Genomic DNA, 19,527 nt, shown 5'->3' with positions numbered 1-19,527 from the left:
ATTCGGTCATACGTTCTTGGGATATCGTTCGTCATAATTCTCTGCCGCAACGAGAGAGATAATGACGGATTTATGCTACCTTTGTCAAAAATAACAGGACAAGAAAACAGGAACATGGAAATAAAAGAACAGAAAAACTTTATATTGGTAATCTTCGGAGCATCCGGAGATTTGACATGGCGCAAGCTGATCCCCGCGCTCTACGATATGTATTATCAGGGACTGATGCCCGAACAGTTCGGGATACTCGGGGTGGGACGCGCATCGCTGACCGACGGCGAGTTTCGTGACAAAATGGCCGGCGGAGTGAAACAGTTTGCTCCGGCTTCGTTCGTCGACGACGAATCGGTGGAACGTTTTGCCGCGAGCTTGCACTATCATGCGATGGACACGAACAATCCGGCCGATTACGAGGGGTTGAAAACACGCCTTGAGTCGCTCTCGCAAACGGTTGTATGCAATGCCAATTATCTTTATTACTTTGCCATACCACCGTTTATGTATGCCTCCGTGGCAGAGTCGCTGCATCACGCGGGGTTGGCCTGCCAGACGGGAGGATGGAAGCGCCTTGTCATCGAAAAACCTTTCGGACACGATTACGCGAGCGCGGTGCAGCTTAACCGCGAACTGCTCCGGTATTTCGACGAGGAGCAGATTTACCGTATCGATCATTATCTGGGTAAGGAGACGGTTCAAAATATGCTGGTAACACGTTTCTCGAACAGCATCTTCGAGCCGCTGTGGAACCGGAACTACATTGAATACGTTGAAATCACCTCGTCCGAGGCGCTGGGGGTCGGGTCGCGTGCGGGTTATTACGAAACGGCCGGCGCTCTGCGCGATATGCTTCAGAATCATTTGCTCCAGTTGCTGGCCATCGCCGCGATGGAGCCGCCTGTGTCGTCCGACGCCAATGCCATCCGTAACGAGATGCTGAAAGTCTTCCTCTCCCTGCGGCGGATGACAGCGGAGCAGGTGTCCGAATACGTGGTGCGCGGACAGTACACCTCGTCGACGATTCGGGGCGTCGCACAAAAGGCTTACCGCGACGAGAAAGGGGTCGATCCGGCTTCGAAGACGGAAACGTTCGTGGCGATGAAATGTTTCATCGACAACTGGCGATGGAGTGGGGTGCCATTCTACATCCGTACCGGCAAATGCCTGCCTACGCGCGTCACGGAAGTTGTCGTGCATTTCCGTCCCAATCCGCACCGGATTTTCGCCCGTAAGAACGGCATCGAGAACATCGGGAATCAGCTCGTCATACGTATCCAGCCCGACGAAGGTATTCTGCTCAAGTTCGGGATGAAAGTGCCCGGAGCCGGTTTCCACGTCGATCAGGTCGGCATGGATTTCCGTTACTCGTCACTCAACGAACGGCACATCCCCGACGCTTACGAACGGCTGCTGTCCGACTGTATGACAGGCGATGCAACCCTCTATCAGCGTGGCGATGCGGTAGAAGCTACGTGGCAGTTTGTGCAGCCCATCCTCGAGGCTTGGCATGAAAATCCGGCCATCCCGGTGTATGGCTATCCTGCCGGCTCGTGGGGCCCCGAACAGGCCGATGCGTTGCTCGCTGCCGACGGCTACGAATGGCGCTACCCCTGCAAAAATCTGACATCCGATAACTCTTATTGCGAACTCTGATGACACTGAACAGATATCATTCGGCAGAAGAGGCTTGTCTGCATCTGGCCGGATTGCTGTCACGTATGGCCGAAAAAGGAGCCAACGTCGCACTGTCCGGCGGCTCTACCCCGAAACTGCTTTTTCATACCATCGCAGAGAAGTACACGCAAACCGACTGGTCGAAGATACGTTTCTTCTGGGTCGACGAGCGAATGGTGCCGCAAACCGACAACGAGAGTAACTTCGGCGTCTTCCATCGTATCCTGATCGCTTCGGGCATCGTGCCCGAAACATCGGTTTTTCCCGTCCGGTACGAACGTGACGAGCATCGTTCCCTGGCCGCATACGACCAAAGCATACGCGAACAAGTTCCCTTTGTCGACGGTTTTCCGCAATTCGACTTGATCATCCTCGGCATCGGCGAAGACGGTCATACGGCCTCTATCTTCCCCGATAACTTGTCGCTTTTCGATACGGAAGATATCGTGGCTTTGGCTACTCATCCGCAGAACGGACAGCGGCGCATTACCCTTACCGGCGGTGTGATTAATCGCGCCAAAGAAGTGGTCTTCCTCTGCACCGGAGCGGGCAAGCAGGAGATTCTCGACGAGGTGATACGCAAGAAGAACCTCGCGTTGCCGGCTACGCGCGTCGCACCGGCCGGAAACCTCGTTTACTGTCTCGACGAAGCCGCAGCCGGAAAGCTGTAACACACCAAAGAAAAACTAATCAATATGTCTAATCAATAAATTACAACACAATGGAACTGGGAAAATTAAACCCAGATTTGGCAATAGAACAAATAAGGATGAATTTAATTCAGGCCTTCAGCCCTTCGAACAAGGTCCGGATGTCGATCCCCCACCCTTACGGGATGGGGCTGAAATAATTCGGGCTTTCAGCCCTTTCGGGTAATGGTTATGCGTGTTACACGCCGAATCATGTACCCGGCATGACAATTAACCATTAATAAATAGGGGGGGGGAGATCATTCAGCCCAATGCGAAGCGTTGGGGGAAAAAAAGCATCGTATCTCGGCAGAGGGCTGTAAGCCTGACGTAATCATTGTCGTACATTCATACGTCCATTATTAATGGAAAACGCCCAACAGTATATCGTGTGATTTGGGTTAAAATGCGCATGGAGGGGGCTTGATCAGCGTATGCAACAACAGGAAGGATTACAGTCGGCAATTATACGGAAAATATTGCTCGACCAATCGGACAAAGCATCCAACAAAATGATCGGTTATTCTGTCGTAGGACTGGTGATCATGATGATCGGTATTCCTATTCTTCTATGGGGACAAGGTCGGGCACGCAGTTTTGTAGAAGTGCTTAATATGATGGTGTTAATCTATCTTTTGTGTGCTATTGTGACAACCATGATGCTAATTCTGAAAATCCATAGAGCCGATTTCTCGGAATCTGTTTGTGCGAAAATCAGAAAGGTAGAACGTGCCTATCGATTCTACCGACGTATGGCAATAGTGAGCTATGTGATCGGTTTTTTGCTGTTTATTACGGTGGTTATCTATTTACTTACATTGGAAGCAACATTTCCTTTGTGGTTCTGGGGGATGCTGTTCGCCCTTTTCGCTGGAGGCGGTGTCGGCGCTGTGTTTGAATACAAGCGGATTTTCTCCCGCAGTTTTAAGATCATGCTGCAAAATCTGAAAGAATTGGAAGAGTTGGAGGAAGTGAAGCCATGACCGGTGTCCTTCCCCGATTTTTATGTGATGGCGCATAAATCAGACTTCGAACGCCTCCCGTACGTCTAAAAAAACTATCTTTGCCGGAAAACAGATTCAAACAAGGTGAGGACATGAAGAAGACGGAGCAGCCCATCGGGAAAGTCGGGACGTATGCGTACCAAACAGAGGTGTATTCGCTCGATTTTAGGGGTCGGCTGACCATTCCGACCTTGGGCGACTATCTGTTACATGCGGCTACATGCCATGCCGCTGAGCGCGGTTACGGTTACGAAGATATGGAGGCTCGGAATACGGCATGGGTACTTTCGCGGTTAGCCATCGAAATCTCTGATGGGATGCGTCTGTCCGAACCGATACGGATCATGACATGGGTCGAACGTGTGGAGCGAATTTTTACGTATCGATGTTTCGAAATTACGACATCGGCTGGTGAGACGCTCGGTTATGCGCGCTCGGTATGGGCAGCGATCGATAAAACGACGCGCCGCCCCGTATCACTTGTCGAAACAGGATTGTCGGACTATCTGACGTCGCGGCCGTGTCCCGTCTCGTTATCAGGCAAGCCGGCGGCAGCCGAACGGTCGCCCGATGCCGAGGCCATGAACTATACCGTAAAATACAGTGATCTCGATATCAACGGACATCTCAACAGTATCAAATATATGGAGGCGATGCTCGACCTGTTCGATATCGAAACGTATCGTACGCGGTCGATCGCACGGTTTGAAATCGCTTTTTTGGCCGAGGGGCGCTATGGCATGAGGCTCGACCTGTATCGAAGAAGCCTCGGAGACGCACGTTATGCCACCGCCATCTGTCACGAGGGCAAAGCGATCTGCCGTGCTGAAGTGGAATTTCGTTAATTTATTAAGTTACATAAAAATCAAAACATCATGAGAAAAATATTCGGATTATTATTGTTGCCGTTGCTGCTCTCTTTTTCGGAGAAGCCGGCCGAGTTGTGTGTGATGACGTTCAATATCCGTTACGATCATGCGGGAGACGGCGAAAACGCCTGGCCTCATCGCAAGGAAGTGGCGGCTGAGGTGGTTCGTGCGCGTGGTGTCGATCTACTCGGTATGCAGGAAGTCCTCGCGCATCAGTTGAATGATTTGAAGGAACGGCTGCCGGAATACCGGGCGATCGGTGCCGGACGCGAAGACGGAAAGGAAAAAGGGGAATACAGCGCGATTATGTACCGTGCCGACCGGTTCGAAGCCATCGACTCTGGGTGGTTCTGGCTGAGCGAAACGCCTGAAGTGGCCGGTTCGAAAGGTTGGGACGGCGCCTGCGAGCGTATGGCTACGTGGGCGATATTGAAGGAGAAAAAGACGGGGCGCGAGCTCTTTTTTATCAATACGCATCTCGACCATGTCGGGAAAGTAGCTCGTAGCGAAGGCGTTGCGCTGCTGCTCCGCCGCACCGAGACCTTGAGGCGCGGTCTGCCGGTGATCCTTACGGGCGACTTCAACGCCACGCCCGACACGGATGTGTTTACCCATGTGACTCGGACTTTGCGCGACAGCCGTTCCATCGCACAAAACGTGACCGGCCTTCGGGGTACGTTTCATAACTTCGGGAAGATTGCCGAAACAGAACGCCCGCTGATCGATTACGTTTTTTTGACGGACGACTTCACCGTACAGACCTATGAAACGCTACCCGAAAAAAAAGACGGTATCTATCTTTCGGATCATGCTCCTGTAGTCGCTAAACTTGTATGGAAATAAAGTGTTTTTGAAGATTATCGTGTAAATTTGCGCCCTTGTTTTTGGAAAGGAAAGAATGGAGATAGAAACAAAAAGACATACGGGCGAGCGCCGATTATTATATATTGAAACATACGGATGCCAGATGAATGTGGCGGATAGCGAGGTCGTGGCTTCGGTCATGCAGACCGACGGATACGAATTGACGAACGATATCCGTGAGGCAGACGCAATCTTCGTCAATACCTGTTCGGTGCGCGACAATGCCGAACAGCGTGTCGTCGGGCGATTGCAATACTTTCAGTCGTTGCGCAAGCAAAAGAAACATCTGATTATCGGGGTACTCGGTTGTATGGCCGAGCGCGTCAAAGAGGAACTGGTGAATCGGCACGGCGCCGATCTGGTGGCCGGCCCCGACTCGTACATGGATTTGCCGAACCTCGTCGGAGCCGTAGAGCAGGGTGAGAAGGCGATCCATGTCGAACTGTCGACGCAGGAAACATATCGCGACGTGATCCCGCTCAAGATGGCGGGTGTGCACGTGACCGGCTTCGTCTCCATCATGCGCGGCTGCAATAACTTCTGCTCCTACTGTATCGTGCCTTACACGCGCGGACGGGAGAGAAGCCGCGACATCGACAGCATTCTGAACGAGATACGCGACATGCGGCAGAAAGGTTACAAAGATGTGACGCTGCTCGGGCAAAATGTTAACTCGTACCGTTACGAGACACCCGACGGTAAAATCATCGGTTTCCCTCAGCTTCTCGACCGGGTGGCGGAGGCTGTGCCCGAGATGCGCATCCGTTTTATGACCTCGCACCCGAAAGATATGAGCGACGAGATGCTCCACGTCATGGCCGCACACAAAAACATCTGCAAATTTATTCATCTGCCGGCACAGTCGGGCAGTTCGCGTATGCTGGCCGTGATGAATCGTAAATACACACGCGAGTGGTACCTCGACCGCATCGCCGCCATACGCCGCATCCTGCCGGAGTGTGCGATCTCGACCGATCTCTTTTGCGGCTATCATTCCGAAACGGAGGAAGATTACGAAGAAACCTTGTCGCTGATGCGCGAAGTGGGCTATGACGCAGCTTTTATGTTCAAATATTCCGAGCGACCGGGCACATATGCCGCCAAACATCTCCCCGACGATGTGCCGGAGGAGGTGAAGGTCAGACGATTGCAGGGAATGATCGAATTGCAGAATCAGCTCTCGGAAGCAAGCAACCGCCGCGACATCGGGAAAACATTCGAGGTGCTTGTGGAAGGGTTCTCCAAACGGTCGCGCGACCGCCTGTTCGGACATACGGAACACAACAAAGTTGTGATTTTCGATAAGGGCAATCACCGCATCGGCCGGTATGTGAACGTGCGTATCGAAGATGCTACTTCGGCGACGCTCTTGGGACAAGCTGTCGACGACTGACGACTCTCTCTCTGTCCCAACATCTGACACACTACATCAGAAGATAAAAATGTCCCGGGGCCGTATGGGGCAGCGGCTCCGGGACAAATGATCATGTCTGAAAAGCGTTGTCTCGTTAATCCTGCTTCTTCACGGGTGATGATCCGCTTTTGTTTCCGTACGTCATCCGGCTTTTTGCCTGCACTTCCGATGCACTGCTGACAGGAACAAAGGTGAATCCCCACCGGTAATTGCGATTGGCCGGTAAAGAATGTTCCGGCAACGGACGGTCTCCCCAGCTATCGTAGCCGGCTACACCTTGCTGCTTGAGATCGATACATACCTCAACGAAATCGCGGGGCGTGATGTCGTTGATATGATGCTGCCGGCGAAGGCGATTCTTAGCTTTCGCCTCATCGTGATCGGCGATCATTTCAGGAGTAAAGTTGTTCCACTGGCGTGGGAGATGGGTTTTCTCTTCGTCGTCAAAATCTTCGATCGCATTACGTAAAGCATTGAACTCAATCAGGCTGTCTGCCACGATGAGCAGTCCGCCCCCGTTTCCGGCAGTGAGGGAGAGCCAGCGCGTATCGCAGTGATGTCCGTTTTCTTGCGGTCTGACGTACGGGAAATACAGCTGATCGGCCGTCGATTGGTAGAGCCCGACAGGCGTACCCGCTTTCCGGTCCCAGTAGTTCTCTTCCGGTCCACGCCCGAAATACCGCACCGTATTCATCGATGCGGGCAGGCGGAAACGTACGCCGATGCGCGGCACGTTCAATTGGGAAGCCTCTTTGCGGGCTGCCTCTTTGCCGGGAGTGAACGTTGCCGTGCGGGTTGCTTCGGACGCTTCTGCCTCGGCGGCGCTCAGCTCGGTCGATGTGAAACGTGCCGATACGTTCATTACGCCACTCGGAGAAATGGTATAATCTACGATATACAGGTTTCCGGCAGGCAACAGGAACGTCGTGCCGACAATCGCCTGATTCCCTTCGATACGAGCCGTTGCGTCGGTGACGTGAAAATGACGGCTGCTCTGCTTCCAGATTTGTTCGCGTTCGGGGGCGCCGTTGCCGTAGTCGTTATCGGTCGGGGCACGCCAGAAGTTGGGCCGGAGGCCGAAGCCGTCATGAAAATATTCCTTGCCGCCGACCTTGTAGGAGGTGACGATGCCGTTCTTTTTGTCGAAGACGAATTGCACCTTTGGCGACGAAACGACGATCCGCTCACCTTCATTCACAATCTGCGGTTTAGCTCCACCGGCTTTATATTGCGGGCGATTCGTCTGTTCCGAAAGACGGAACTGATCGTGAGCAATCACATGTCCCGCAGGGATTACGCCGTCTTTCTCTTTCGTTACGACAGACAGATTGACGAAACATTCCGACGATCCTTTGGGCACAAACGTACGGACGGTTGTCGATTCCTGCGGTTTCAGGGTTACAGGCAGCACCTTTTCCTGCAAGGTTTTTCCGTCAGCCATGAGCCGGCAGATGATGTTATAGCGGTTGTCGATAGAGGTGAAGTAGAAACGGTTGGTGATACGCACTTCGCCTGTTTGAGTATCGACCGGTTCGAAGCCTACGTTTTGATGAGCGTATTTCACTTCGGCCATCGCCGGGTGCGGGGTACGGTCGGGACTGACGATGCCGTTACAGAGGAAATTGCCGTCGCTCGGTGCGTTGACGCCGTAATCGCCTCCGTAAGCCCAGTAGGTACGTCCGTTTTTATCCGTCTCGCGAATGCCCTGATCGACCCAGTCCCAGATGAATCCGCCTTGCAAGTTCGGATATCGGTAAATTGCCTGCCACTGCTTCCAAAGATTTCCGTTCGAGTTTCCCATGGCATGCGAATATTCCGACGGCACGACAGGACGGTCACTCCCTTCGCGACCGATTTTCTCTAACCAGTCGGCACTCGGATATTGCGGCACATACATGTCCGTGTTCCATTCCCACAACGCACGCTCATAGTTCACGGGGCGGTCTGCTCCGTCCTTCTCCTTATTTTTTATGTACAGATATGTCTGATAAAAATTGTATCCGTTACCGGCCTCGTTGCCGAGTGACCAGAGTGTGATGCTCGGAAAATTCTTGTGACGCTCGTACATATTCATCGTCCGATCCATATGCGGGACAAGCCATTCGGGATTATTGCCGAGCGTACCTCCTTTGCGCAGATCGTAATACATTCCGTGCGACTCGATGTTGGCCTCGTCATACACATAAAGCCCGTATTCGTCGCACAATTCGTAGAAGCGGCGGCTTTGCGGATAATGACACAGGCGCACGGCATTCAGGTTATGAAGTTTCATCAGTTCAAAATCGCGACGCATCAACGCTTCGGTCACGTAATGCCCCGTCTCGGGATTATGCTCGTGGATGTTTACTCCTTTAAACTTAATCGGCTGACCATTGAAAAGCATGACGGTGTAGGGCTTTCCGTTAGCTGCAAGCGCTTCGGTTTGCTTCATTTCGAAACGGCGGAAGCCGACACGATAAGGCACGGCCTCACACGCGTTGCCGTTTGCTTCGACCGTCATAACGATACGGTACAGGTGGGGCTGTTCGGCACTCCACCGCGCCACTTTCTCCAACAGGTTTCCGAACGAGAAGGTCTGCGTTGTGCCGGCTTCTACCGATAACGTACGGTTGCCTGTCGCAACTTCAGCCCTGTGCTCATCGATCAATCGATATGAGACCGTTACGTTTTCGGCTTTCGACGAATGATTTTTTACATCGACGGCAAGGCGAAAAATGCCATTCAGGTACGAATCGTCGAGTGTTGAAACGATACGGAAATCGTTCACGGCGATTTTAGGTTGTGACCAAAGGTAGACGTCACGCTCGATACCACTGATGCGCCAAAAATCCTGACATTCGAGGTACGACCCGGTGCTCCACCGGAATATTTTCAGGGTCACGATATTCTTTCCCTGCTTCAAATACGGATTGATCAGGAACTCGGCCGGATTTTTGGAATCCTCGCTGTATCCAACCTCCCGGCCGTTGATGTAGACGTACAGCCCCGATTTGGCTCCATTGATATGCAGATACACGTCGCGTCCGTCCCAACCTGCGGGAATTTCGAAGTCACGACGATAGATGCCCACCGGATTGTTTTCGGGCAATGCGGGAGGTTGCGGATTGCGCGGCTTGAATTCGTAGCCGTGATTCGTGTAAATAGCCGTGCCGAAGCCTTGCATTTCCCAGTTGCCAGGCACTTGGATGTCGTTCCATGATGCGGTATGTACATCGGCTGACGTGGCATCGGCCGGAAGCTTTTTATAGCTGTCGACATACAGAAATTTCCATGTGCCGTTAAGCGACAGATAATACTTGCTCTGTTCAAAAGGCGTACTCCCTGCCGTTCGGGCATCGTCGTAACTCATAAATTCGGTACGCGGTTTTTCTTTGTTCACCGCTACGGTTTGTATGTCCTGCCAATACGGCAGACCGGACGATTGCGCGCACAAAGATCCGGTAAGAGAAAGGCAGAACATGCCCGTCAAGAAATAGTTCTTCATAGAAAATAAAATAGGAATGTTAAATTAATTAGCTGCAAAATAAGTCAGTTTCTCTACGGCTTGACGGAATGCCAAGGTTCCGGCACGGCTTAGCTCGACGTTCATTTCTCTGCCGTCGGGTAGGTACATCACCACTTCATCACACTTCTCGGTAAAGCGGAAGAGCCGGTGCGACTGATCGCCGCTCACCACGCTCCATGTACGGTCAGCCTTGTCGAACACAAGATCGATGCCTTCGGTTCCACCTTCTTTCCGGATGTGGTAGCCATTGGGTTGGGTGCGAATGGTGTATCGTCCGTTTTCGGATTCGACAGTTTGTGTTTCGGGCATCGAGGCAATCGGGTTGTCTCCGCTCCAAAATTCGATGGTGTTCAATACCAGTGTATCGGCAAGAATGGAGACCCCATATACCGGGACGATGCAGAAAGCAACGAAAACAAGTTCGTTTACCAATTTATTGTCGAGGCTGCGGTTCCAGCTCAACAGTCCGTTCGTCAGCTTAAAGGAGCCGATACACGAAGAGAATAAGAGGCTCCCGGCCAACCATGCTGCGACGGTCATGCTTACGTTTTTTCTGTTCATAATGTTTCTCTGTTTTTTTGTTTGGGCAAAGATAAGCGAACTGTGGCAGAATGCCAAACGAAGAGAAGGCATTCCGCCTCCCGACACGAACAACCGTGGAACGTCCTGACCATACATTGAAGATTTCTCTTTCCGCGGCTCCGTATTTTTTCTTTTTCTTGTTACCTTTGTAGCCATGAACGTAAAAAACATCTACCTATGTCAATCAATCGACGTGAGTTCATCAAAGCGGGAGGATGGGCGATGCTGAGTTCAATGGCCGCCTCTTCCATGGTAACCGGTTGTGACCTGAACGCATCGACGGCCAAAGGCTCGAGTCCCTTGTCGTTCGTCATGCAACTCTTCGGCGTTACGGAGAGCCAGCTCCGGCAGGTCCTTGCGGCAGCTCTGGAGAAAGGAGGCGATTATGCCGATCTGTTTTTCGAACATTCGTATTCCAATAACATCGGTCTCCAAGACGGCGTCGTCAACCGTGCATCCTCGAACATTGACTTCGGGATGGGCGTGCGCGTACTGTCAGGCGATCAGACCGGTTATGCCTACGTAGAGCAGATCACCCTTGACGAGATGCTCAAAGCCGCCCGCACGGCTGCGCGCATTGCCGAAAGCGCCACCCCGAAAGCGCCCGCAGGTTTGACGGACGTCTCACTCAAATACAATTATTATGCGGTGGAGAAGTCGTGGGACGAGATGATTGTCAAGGACAAGATGCCTTACATTCAAAAGCTCAACGATCGCATCTTCGCGCTCGATTCGCGCGTCACGAAGGTATCGGCCGGACTGGGTGACACGACTTCACACATCCTGTTCTGCAACTCGGAAGGACAGATGTATTACGACTATCGCCCGATGGTCAGTCTCTCGGCATTGTGCATCATGCAGGAAGGCGACAAGATCGAAAGCAATTACACCTCGCGGTCGTTCCGCATGGGCGCCGAGTTTCTGACGGACAATATCGTCGAGACACTTGCGAAAGAAGCCATCGAGCGTACCTCGATCCTGTTTCAGGCCATCAAACCCAAAGGGGGCGAGATGCCGGTCGTGATGGGAGCCGGAGGTTCGGGCATTCTGTTGCACGAGGCTATCGGCCATACGTTCGAAGCCGATTTCAACCGGAAGAAAACATCGATCTTCTCCGATAAACTGAATCAAAAGGTTTGTAACGAGAACATCAATATTGTAGACGACGGCACACTGCCGTTTAACCGCGGGGCCGTCAACATCGACGATGAGGGGACGGAAGGACAAAAGACATACATCGTGCGCAACGGCGTACTGACAAGCTACCTGCACGACCGCATCAGCGCGAAACATTATCAGGTAACCCCGACGGGCAACGGGCGGCGTGAATCGTTCCGTAACGTTCCGCTTCCGCGCATGCGCTCCACTTACATGGAGGCGGGCAGCCATAGCGAAAAAGAAATCATTGCAGCCGTGAAGAAGGGCGTGTACGTGTCGAACTTCACGAACGGACAGGTACAGATCGGCGCCGGCGATTTCACGTTCTTCGTCAAGAGCGGCTACCTGATCGAAGACGGAAAACTGACACAGCCGATTAAAGACATCAACATCATCGGCAACGGCCCCCAAGCGCTGGCCGATATCACGATGGTAGGGTCTAACTTCAAGACGGACGACAGCACGTGGACGTGTGGCAAGGACGGGCAGTCGTGCCCTGTGACGGTCGGGATGCCGTCGGCATTAGTAAGTAAATTAACGGTAGGAGGAGAGAGCTGATATGATTACGAACCCTCAGAAAGAACTGGCGCGATGGGCGATGGAGTACGCATTGAAGAACGGCTGTCAGGCTGCCCGCGTTGCGCTTTACAACAATTCCAATACTTCGTTCGATATTCGTGACATGAAAATCGACCGGCTACAACAGGCATCGGAGAACGGCATGTCGATCCATCTTTTCACAGACGGCCGCTACGGATCGTTCTCAACCAACCGTTTAGACCGGAAAGAGTTGGAATCATTCATTCGTAACGGCATCGATTCGACACGCTATCTGGCCGAAGACAAAGCGCGCACCTTGCCCGATCCAGCCCTGTATTATAAGGGCGGCGGAGCAGACCTGCAACTCTACGATGCAGCGTTCGAATCCGTACATCCGGACGACAAGGTAGGGCTGGCCATGAAGGTCTGCGACGAAATCATGGGAAAGGATGAACGCATCATCTCCGCCGGCTCGTCGTATAACGACGGAGATAACTTCCGCTATATGGTAGCCAGCAACGACTTCGAGGGCGAAGCGTCGAATTCCTTCTTCTCGCTCGTCGGTACGGTCAGCATCAGAGGCGAAGGCGATGCGCGTCCGGAATCGTACTGGTTCGACTCATCGCTCTCCTACGGCACCCTGATAAAGGAAGGCATCGGTACGAAGGCGCTCGAACGCGTGCGCCGCAAACTCGGACAACGCAAAATCGCTTCGGCACGCATGCCGATGGTCGTGGATTTTTTAAGCTCCGCCCGACTGCTTTCGCCGGTCATCAATGCACTCTACGGATCATCCATCCAACAGAAAAATTCGTTCTTGTTAGACAAACTTAACCAAAAGACGCTCGGCGAAAAGATGACGCTCACGGATGAGCCGCACCTGCTGCGATCTTCCGGCGCACGTTACTTCGACAGCGAAGGTATCGCCACGCAGCAACGGAAAGTCTTCGATCAGGGAATCCTGCAAACGTACTACATCGATACGTACTATGCCAATAAGCTGGGTACACAGCCCACCGTCAGCTCTCCCTCGATCCTGACCATGCCGCTCGGCACGAAGGATATGAACGGGCTCGTCGCATCGGTCGACAAAGGCGTGCTCGTTACCGGTTTCAACGGTGGCAACTGCAACACGACAACGGGCGACTTCTCGTATGGCATCGAAGGGTTTCTGATCGAGAAGGGGCAGCTCACGCAGCCGGTCAACGAGATGAACATCACGGGCAACATGCTCACGCTCTGGTCAAGTCTGGCCGAAACAGGCAACGACCCGCGTTTCTCGTCAAGCTGGCGTATCCCCTCGCTGCTCTTCGACGGGGTGGACTTCAGCGGAATCTGACCTTCAGGTAAAATAAACTGCCTCGGGCTGCGCATGCTTGAGGCAGTTTGTTTTTTCAGACACATTGTAAAACGGCAACACCTTTTCAACAGCCGCTTTAAAATCATTTGTGGCTATTTTGCATTTATTCGTATAACAAAAAAACGTTCCGGCAGTTATTAATAACGGAAAACGACGCCGGACGAAAGCACTCGCATGCTCTCGCCCGGCCATCTGAAAACAGATATATGATGATAGTAGATTCTTTACAGAACTCGAAACATGTCGAGTCTTTACACCCTTTGTTCAAAAAAGCCTTCGATTATCTTAAAGAGACGGATTTCTCGCAGATAGAAGACGGTAAAATCGAAACGGACGATCCGCGCCTGTTTTTCTCCGTCTCCACGCTTCGCGGCAAAGACCCGCAGGATGCCGTAATGGAAACGCATGAGAAATACATCGATATCCAGACCCCCATCATCGGGGTGGAAAGCATCGGATGGAAAGCCGGCGACGAGCTGATGATCATCTCCCAGCCCTACGACGCCGAAAAAGACCTCACGCTCTATTACGATTTCCCGACTACCTACACCAAACTGTATCCCGGACAGTTCGCCGTCTATTTTCCCGAAGACGGGCACGCGCCGGGCATCGGACAGGGGAACATCCGCAAGGTCGTGGCCAAAGTAGCGGTCGAGTAAGGGAGTAATCCGTCCGTCGGCACTTATCTTCCTCAACGAGGAGTGTTTATGTGGTTTTGTGTGATGCTTGCAACGGCTACACAAGAACCAAACAGTTTTGTGTGATGGCAGAAACGCACGTTTTTTATGCTACCTTTGCCGGCCGAATGGAACGACTGAAAATTATTGCCGACGATAAAATCCCTTTCCTCAAAGGGGTGATGGAACCTTATGCTGACATCGTTTATCTGCCCGGGGCAGCCATCACGGCTTCCGATGTGAAAGATGCCGACGCCCTGTTTACCCGCACGCGCACCTTGTGCAACGAAGCACTGCTGAAGGGCAGCCGTGTCCGGCTGATTGCCACGGCAACCATCGGGTACGATCATATCGACACGGACTATTGCGATGTGGCAGGCATCCGATGGATCAATGCACCGGGGTGTAACGCTTCGTCCGTACAGCAATATATTGCGGCGGCATGCGTCATGCTGGCGCATGAACGGGCATTGCGACTGGCCGACACGACGATCGGAGTGATCGGCGTGGGAAACGTCGGCCGCAGAGTGGCGGCAGCCGCCGAAGTGCTCGGCATGCGTGTCCTCCTGAATGACCCGCCGCGCGCCGAACGCGAAGGAGATGCGGCTTTTGTTCCGTTGGAACATTTGTTGAATGAAAGCGATATCGTTACGTGTCATACGCCGCTGACGCGCGAAGGGGCGTACCCGACATACCATCTGGCTTCGGACGATTTCTTCGGCCGGATGAAAGACGGCGCGGTATTTATCAACTCGTCGCGAGGAGCGGTGGCCGACTCCGGCGCGCTTAAAAGGGCTTCGCGAGGAAAACTGTCTGCCTTCATCCTTGATACGTGGGAAAACGAACCGGCCATCGACCTTGATCTGCTGCGCGACGCTTTCATCGGCACTCCTCACATTGCCGGGTATTCGTCGGACGGAAAAGCGAACGGAACGGCCGCCTGCGTGCATGAATTTTGTCGCTTCTTCGGCCTCGACGCCCTGCGCGACTGGTATCCCGCCGATATTCCGCCTCCTCCCATGTCTGCAACGCTCGCCATCGACGGCGCCGGTAAAACAGCCGAGGCGGTTTTTTACGAAGCCGTGACGCATACCTATCCCATCGCGCAGGACAGCGAACGGCTGAAACAGTCGCCCGCCATGTTCGAGAAACTGCGCGGAGACTATTGGATACGGCGCGAATGTAAGCACTTCAGCCTGCACCTTACCCGCGTCGCCGAAGAAACACGAAACGGACTGGCCGGGTTGGGGTTTACTCTACGATGAGAGGAAGATGGCTCTGAAATACACCGATACCGACCGTCATATTCTTCGTCTGGCCGTTCCGAACGTTATTTCCAACATTTCCGTGCCGCTGCTCGGTATGGCCGATACGGCCATCGCCGGCCGGTTGGGCGACGACGCGAATATCGCGGCCTTGTCGATCGGGACTACTATTTTTAACTTTATCTACTGGAACTGCGCCTTTCTGCGCATGGGTACGAGCGGCATCACGGCGCAAGCCTGCGGCGCGGGACGCCACGCCGAATGTGCCAACATGCTCGTGCGAGCCGTTTGGTTAGCCTTAGTCCTTGCGGCGCTGATCCTCGTCTTCCAACAGCCGATAGGGAAGTATTCGCTGGCGCTCATGCAGGGCAGCGACAAAGTGCAGGCGCTGGCTGCCGAATATATTTTCGCGCGTATCTGGGCTGTGCCCGCGTCGGTTCTTCTCTTCGCCATTCAAGGCTGGTACATCGGGATGCAGGACGCACGCACGCCGATGTACATCGCCATCCTCTCGAACGTAGCCAACATCGTGTTCAGTGTCGGATTCGTATTCGGTCTGGGGATGGGCATTTCGGGGGTAGCTTGGGGTACCGTCGTGGCACAATATGCGGGGCTGATCATGGCGGTGGTGTTCTGGCTTGTGAAGTATCGTCCGTACAGCGCTTATTTCAACCTCCGTGATTCGCTCAGGCTGGCTCCCCTCGTTCGTTTCCTGCATATCAACAAAGATATCTTTCTGCGTACATTCTGCATCGTTATTGCCTACACGTTTTTTACGGCCGCTTCGGCACGCTTCGGCGACGTGATACTGACGACGAATACCTTGCTGATGCAGCTCTTCACCCTCTTCTCCTATCTGGCCGACGGATTCGCCTACTCGGCCGAAGCGCTTTCCGGCCGTTTCGTGGGCGAACGCAACACTGAGACCCTACACCGGTTTATCCGCCGGCTGATGGGCTGGGCATTCCTCATCGCCGTATTGTTTGTCGGCTTATACCTCGTCGGCTGGAAAGAAATCTTAGGTTTTTTTTCCCCTTCGGACGAGATTATTGCCTGTGCCGGACAATACATCGGGTGGGTTATTGCCGTGCCGCTCATCGGGGCTGTACCGTTTATGATCGATGGCATCATGATCGGCGCCACACGGACAAAGATTTTACGCAACACCGTTTTCCTCTCCACCGTCCTCTATCTGGCAAGTTTTTATGCTTTGTCGCCGTGGCTCGGTAATACGGCGCTCTGGATCGCTTTTTTGATTTTCCTCTCCGCGCGCGGACTGTTGCTCTATTTTGCTTCCGACCGGCTGAACGTCGAAAAAATAATCCACGACCGCTTTTGATATTCCAACTGTTTTTCACTACTTTTGCAGATACCTCGTAAAGAGAGACATCGTGAAAAACGGTCTCGAACAGAAAACAATCAGACCTTTTCACTTGGAATGTAATAAGAATAACAAATGATTAAACTGACATGAATCGATTAGCAGATATCGGACTGATAGGTCTCGCCGTGATGGGCGAAAACCTCGTACTCAATATGGAGAGTAAAGGCTTTACGGTAGCCGTTTTCAACCGTACAGTGGCGAAGGTCGACAAATTCGTTGACGGACGCGGCAAGGGCAAGAATTTCATTGCGGCACATTCGATCGAAGAACTTTGCCGATCGCTCAAACGTCCGCGCAAGGTGATGCTCCTCGTCAAAGCGGGGCAGGCGGTCGACGACTTTATCGAACAACTGATCCCCTTCCTCGAAGCGGGCGATGTGATTATCGACGGGGGGAACACGCATTTCCCCGATACCGTTCGCCGCACGAAATACGTCGAAAGCAAAGGACTGCTATATATCGGCACCGGAGTCTCGGGGGGCGAAGAGGGCGCGCTGAACGGCCCGTCGATGATGCCCGGAGGGTCGAAAGCCGCCTGGGAACTTGTCAAACCGATCTTCCAATCCGTCTGTGCGCAGGCCGACGGAATGCCTTGCTGCGACTGGGTAGGCGAAGACGGTGCCGGACATTTCGTCAAGATGGTACACAACGGCATCGAGTATGGCGACATGCAGCTTATTGGCGAAACATATCAGATGATGAAAGAGTTACTTGGCCTGTCGAACCTCGAGATGCACGAAGTTTTTAAGGAATGGAACGAGGGCGAGCTGGACAGCTACCTGATCGAGATTACCCGCGACATCCTTGCCTGTCGCGACGAGGAGGGCGAGTTCGTCATCGACCGGATACTCGACACCGCCGGTCAGAAAGGCACCGGCAAATGGACGGCCGTCGTAGCTCTCGACGAGGGGGTGCCTCTGACCCTGATTGCCGAGGCCGTATTCGCCCGTTGTTTGTCTGCACAAAAAGACGAGCGTGTGGCAGCCTCGCACGAATTGTGTTGCCCCGCACCCTCTTTCTCCGGAGATAAAAAAGCGTTTATCGAAGATCTTCGGCAAGCCCTGTATGCCTCCAAGATCGTATCGTATGCTCAAGGCTATGCCTTGATGCGCGAAGCTGCCCAAACATACGGATGGGAGTTGAACAATGGCGGCATCGCCCTGATGTGGCGCGGCGGATGCATCATCCGCTCGGCTTTCCTCGGAAAAATCAAAGAAGCGTTCGACAGGAATCCCGACCTCACCAACCTGCTGCTCGACCCGTTCTTCAAAGAAAAGGTACTGGCGGCGCAGGCAAGCTGGCGACGCGTCGTAGCCGCCGCTGCAATGAACGGCATCCCCATACCGTCGATGAGCGCCGCACTCAACTACTTCGACGGCTATCGTACCGAACGTTTGCCGGCCAATCTGCTGCAAGCGCAACGCGACTATTTCGGCGCACATACCTACGAACGTACCGACCGGCCGCGCGGCGAATTTTTCCATACGAACTGGACCGGTAAGGGAGGAGATACATCCGCATCGACGTATACGGCGTAAAATCTCTATTCTTCACATATGAATATAAACAACATGAAAAAGATGCTTATTCTTTGCATGGTGGCGCTATTGGCAGCCTCATGCAGTACCGTGCCGTTGACGGGTAGAAGGCAGATGCTGCTAGTCTCCGATTCGGAGTTGCTGACAGCCAGTCTGACTCAGTATGACCAATATATGAAGACGGCAAAGAAATCGACCGATAAAGACAAGACAGCTACCGTAGTGCGTGTCGGCAAAAAAATTGCCGAAGCGACCGAAACTTATCTGAAGCAAAACGGTCTGGAAAATGAACTGAAGCATTTCAGATGGGAGTTTAATCTGATTAATGACAATCAGGTGAATGCTTTCTGCATGCCCGGAGGCAAAATCGTGGTCTACGAAGGATTGCTCCGGTTGACAGCTTCGGACGACGAGTTGGCGGTCGTTGTCGGTCATGAAGTGGCGCACGCCGTGGCCAAGCATAGCAATGAACGTATGAGTCAAGGGTTAATGACCCAATTTGGGGCTTCTATTGTCAATGCCGCACTCAGTGAAAGATCGATGGCCATGCGACAGTTGGGGGCAACCGTTTTCGGACTGGGTGCACAGCTGGGTGTCATTCTTCCCTACTCCCGCAAACATGAATCCGAGGCCGACTATATGGGTTTGGTGTTTATGACCATGGCCGGATATAATCCGGAGGTGGCTGTTACGTTCTGGCAAAAAATGTCGACAGCCGGAAACGGGGGGACTCCCGAAGTGCTGAGCACACACCCCAGCGATGCAACACGCATCGCCGCCATCAAAAGGTATCTGCCTGAGATGGGAAAATATAAAATGAAGAATTAATCTAACTCCGTTCCCTTAGGTAACTTATTTTTATTTTTATGATTATCCGTATTTATACCTAAACTCATTTTTATAGGTTACGCAAGCTACGAGCAATCTTCCAAAGAGGGCTTCTCCCCAGTATCTTCGATTAAACTTATAACAGAATTCATCGAGATAATTTTGTAAGAATTCGGGCT

Annotated in this window: 15 protein-coding genes and 1 pseudogene; 13 read left to right on the top strand and 3 right to left on the bottom strand. The window is 52.8% G+C overall.

The features are described from left to right. Window positions 1–114: 114 nt before the first annotated feature. The 6 genes from zwf to miaB all read left to right on the top strand — a co-directional run bounded on the left by zwf (window position 115) and on the right by miaB (window position 6,490). On the top strand, window positions 115–1,650 hold the full coding sequence (gene zwf, locus Tanf_RS02025) for a glucose-6-phosphate dehydrogenase (protein WP_080948528.1): 1,536 nt from the start codon (window positions 115–117) through the stop codon (window positions 1,648–1,650). Further along, the gene (pgl, locus tag Tanf_RS02020; RefSeq protein WP_046824719.1) at window positions 1,650–2,342 is read left to right on the top strand and encodes a 6-phosphogluconolactonase; all 693 of its coding nucleotides are present in this window, start codon (window positions 1,650–1,652) and stop codon (window positions 2,340–2,342) included. Before zwf ends, pgl begins: the two co-directional genes overlap by 1 nt. 452 nt (window positions 2,343–2,794) lie before the next feature. Next, window positions 2,795–3,343 (top strand): hypothetical protein, encoded by a 549-nt coding sequence (locus Tanf_RS02015; RefSeq protein WP_014223911.1) that lies wholly within the window; start codon window positions 2,795–2,797, stop codon window positions 3,341–3,343. Window positions 3,344–3,456: 113 nt separating this feature from the next. Continuing rightward, complete coding sequence (locus Tanf_RS02010) at window positions 3,457–4,209, top strand: acyl-[acyl-carrier-protein] thioesterase (protein ID WP_046824718.1); 753 nt, start codon at window positions 3,457–3,459, stop codon at window positions 4,207–4,209. Between the two features lie 30 nt (window positions 4,210–4,239). Further along, complete coding sequence (locus Tanf_RS02005; protein WP_046824717.1) at window positions 4,240–5,076, top strand: endonuclease/exonuclease/phosphatase family protein; 837 nt, start codon at window positions 4,240–4,242, stop codon at window positions 5,074–5,076. Between the two features lie 55 nt (window positions 5,077–5,131). Then, window positions 5,132–6,490, top strand: coding sequence for a tRNA (N6-isopentenyl adenosine(37)-C2)-methylthiotransferase MiaB (gene miaB, locus Tanf_RS02000; protein ID WP_046824716.1), 1,359 nt, complete (start codon window positions 5,132–5,134; stop codon window positions 6,488–6,490). Window positions 6,491–6,605: 115 nt separating this feature from the next. Here miaB and Tanf_RS01995 read toward each other — a convergent pair whose 3' ends face one another. Next, complete coding sequence (locus Tanf_RS01995; RefSeq protein WP_052448969.1) at window positions 6,606–9,995, bottom strand: glycoside hydrolase family 2 TIM barrel-domain containing protein; 3,390 nt, start codon at window positions 9,993–9,995, stop codon at window positions 6,606–6,608. 24 nt (window positions 9,996–10,019) lie between these two features. After that, window positions 10,020–10,577 (bottom strand): DUF3332 domain-containing protein, encoded by a 558-nt coding sequence (locus Tanf_RS01990; protein ID WP_046824729.1) that lies wholly within the window; start codon window positions 10,575–10,577, stop codon window positions 10,020–10,022. A gap of 198 nt (window positions 10,578–10,775) precedes the next feature. On the opposite strand from Tanf_RS01990, the gene Tanf_RS01985 reads away from it, so the two are divergent. The 7 genes from Tanf_RS01985 (at window position 10,776) to Tanf_RS01955 (ending at window position 19,348) form a co-directional block, all read left to right on the top strand. Further along, complete coding sequence (locus Tanf_RS01985; protein ID WP_014223904.1) at window positions 10,776–12,314, top strand: TldD/PmbA family protein; 1,539 nt, start codon at window positions 10,776–10,778, stop codon at window positions 12,312–12,314. Between the two features lies 1 nt (window position 12,315). Further along, window positions 12,316–13,635: a TldD/PmbA family protein gene (locus tag Tanf_RS01980; protein WP_046824715.1), complete on the top strand. Its 1,320-nt coding sequence runs from the start codon at window positions 12,316–12,318 to the stop codon at window positions 13,633–13,635. A gap of 230 nt (window positions 13,636–13,865) precedes the next feature. Next, a complete protein-coding gene (locus Tanf_RS01975; RefSeq protein ID WP_041591039.1) occupies window positions 13,866–14,315 on the top strand; it encodes a NanQ anomerase/TabA/YiaL family protein in 450 nt (149 codons plus the stop codon). A gap of 104 nt (window positions 14,316–14,419) precedes the next feature. Next, window positions 14,420–15,598, top strand: a complete 1,179-nt coding sequence (locus Tanf_RS01970; RefSeq protein ID WP_080948527.1) for a 4-phosphoerythronate dehydrogenase — start codon at window positions 14,420–14,422, stop codon at window positions 15,596–15,598. 7 nt (window positions 15,599–15,605) lie between these two features. Further along, window positions 15,606–16,937: an MATE family efflux transporter gene (locus Tanf_RS01965; protein ID WP_046824714.1), complete on the top strand. Its 1,332-nt coding sequence runs from the start codon at window positions 15,606–15,608 to the stop codon at window positions 16,935–16,937. A 131-nt stretch (window positions 16,938–17,068) separates the two neighbouring features. Further along, a complete protein-coding gene (gene gnd, locus Tanf_RS01960; RefSeq protein ID WP_046824713.1) occupies window positions 17,069–18,520 on the top strand; it encodes a decarboxylating NADP(+)-dependent phosphogluconate dehydrogenase in 1,452 nt (483 codons plus the stop codon). Window positions 18,521–18,553: 33 nt separating this feature from the next. Continuing rightward, entirely contained in the window at window positions 18,554–19,348 is a 795-nt protein-coding gene (locus Tanf_RS01955) for a M48 family metallopeptidase (protein ID WP_046824727.1), read from the top strand. Window positions 19,349–19,390: 42 nt separating this feature from the next. Here Tanf_RS01955 and Tanf_RS14690 read toward each other — a convergent pair. Further along, window positions 19,391–19,527: pseudogene (locus Tanf_RS14690) on the bottom strand (IS1595 family transposase); the annotation flags it as partial.

The organism is Tannerella forsythia, assembly GCF_001006485.1.
Classification (GTDB): Bacteria; Bacteroidota; Bacteroidia; order Bacteroidales; family Tannerellaceae; genus Tannerella; species Tannerella forsythia.
Note: the sequence above shows the minus strand (reverse complement) of the source record. Positions and strands in the feature narration are given on the sequence as shown.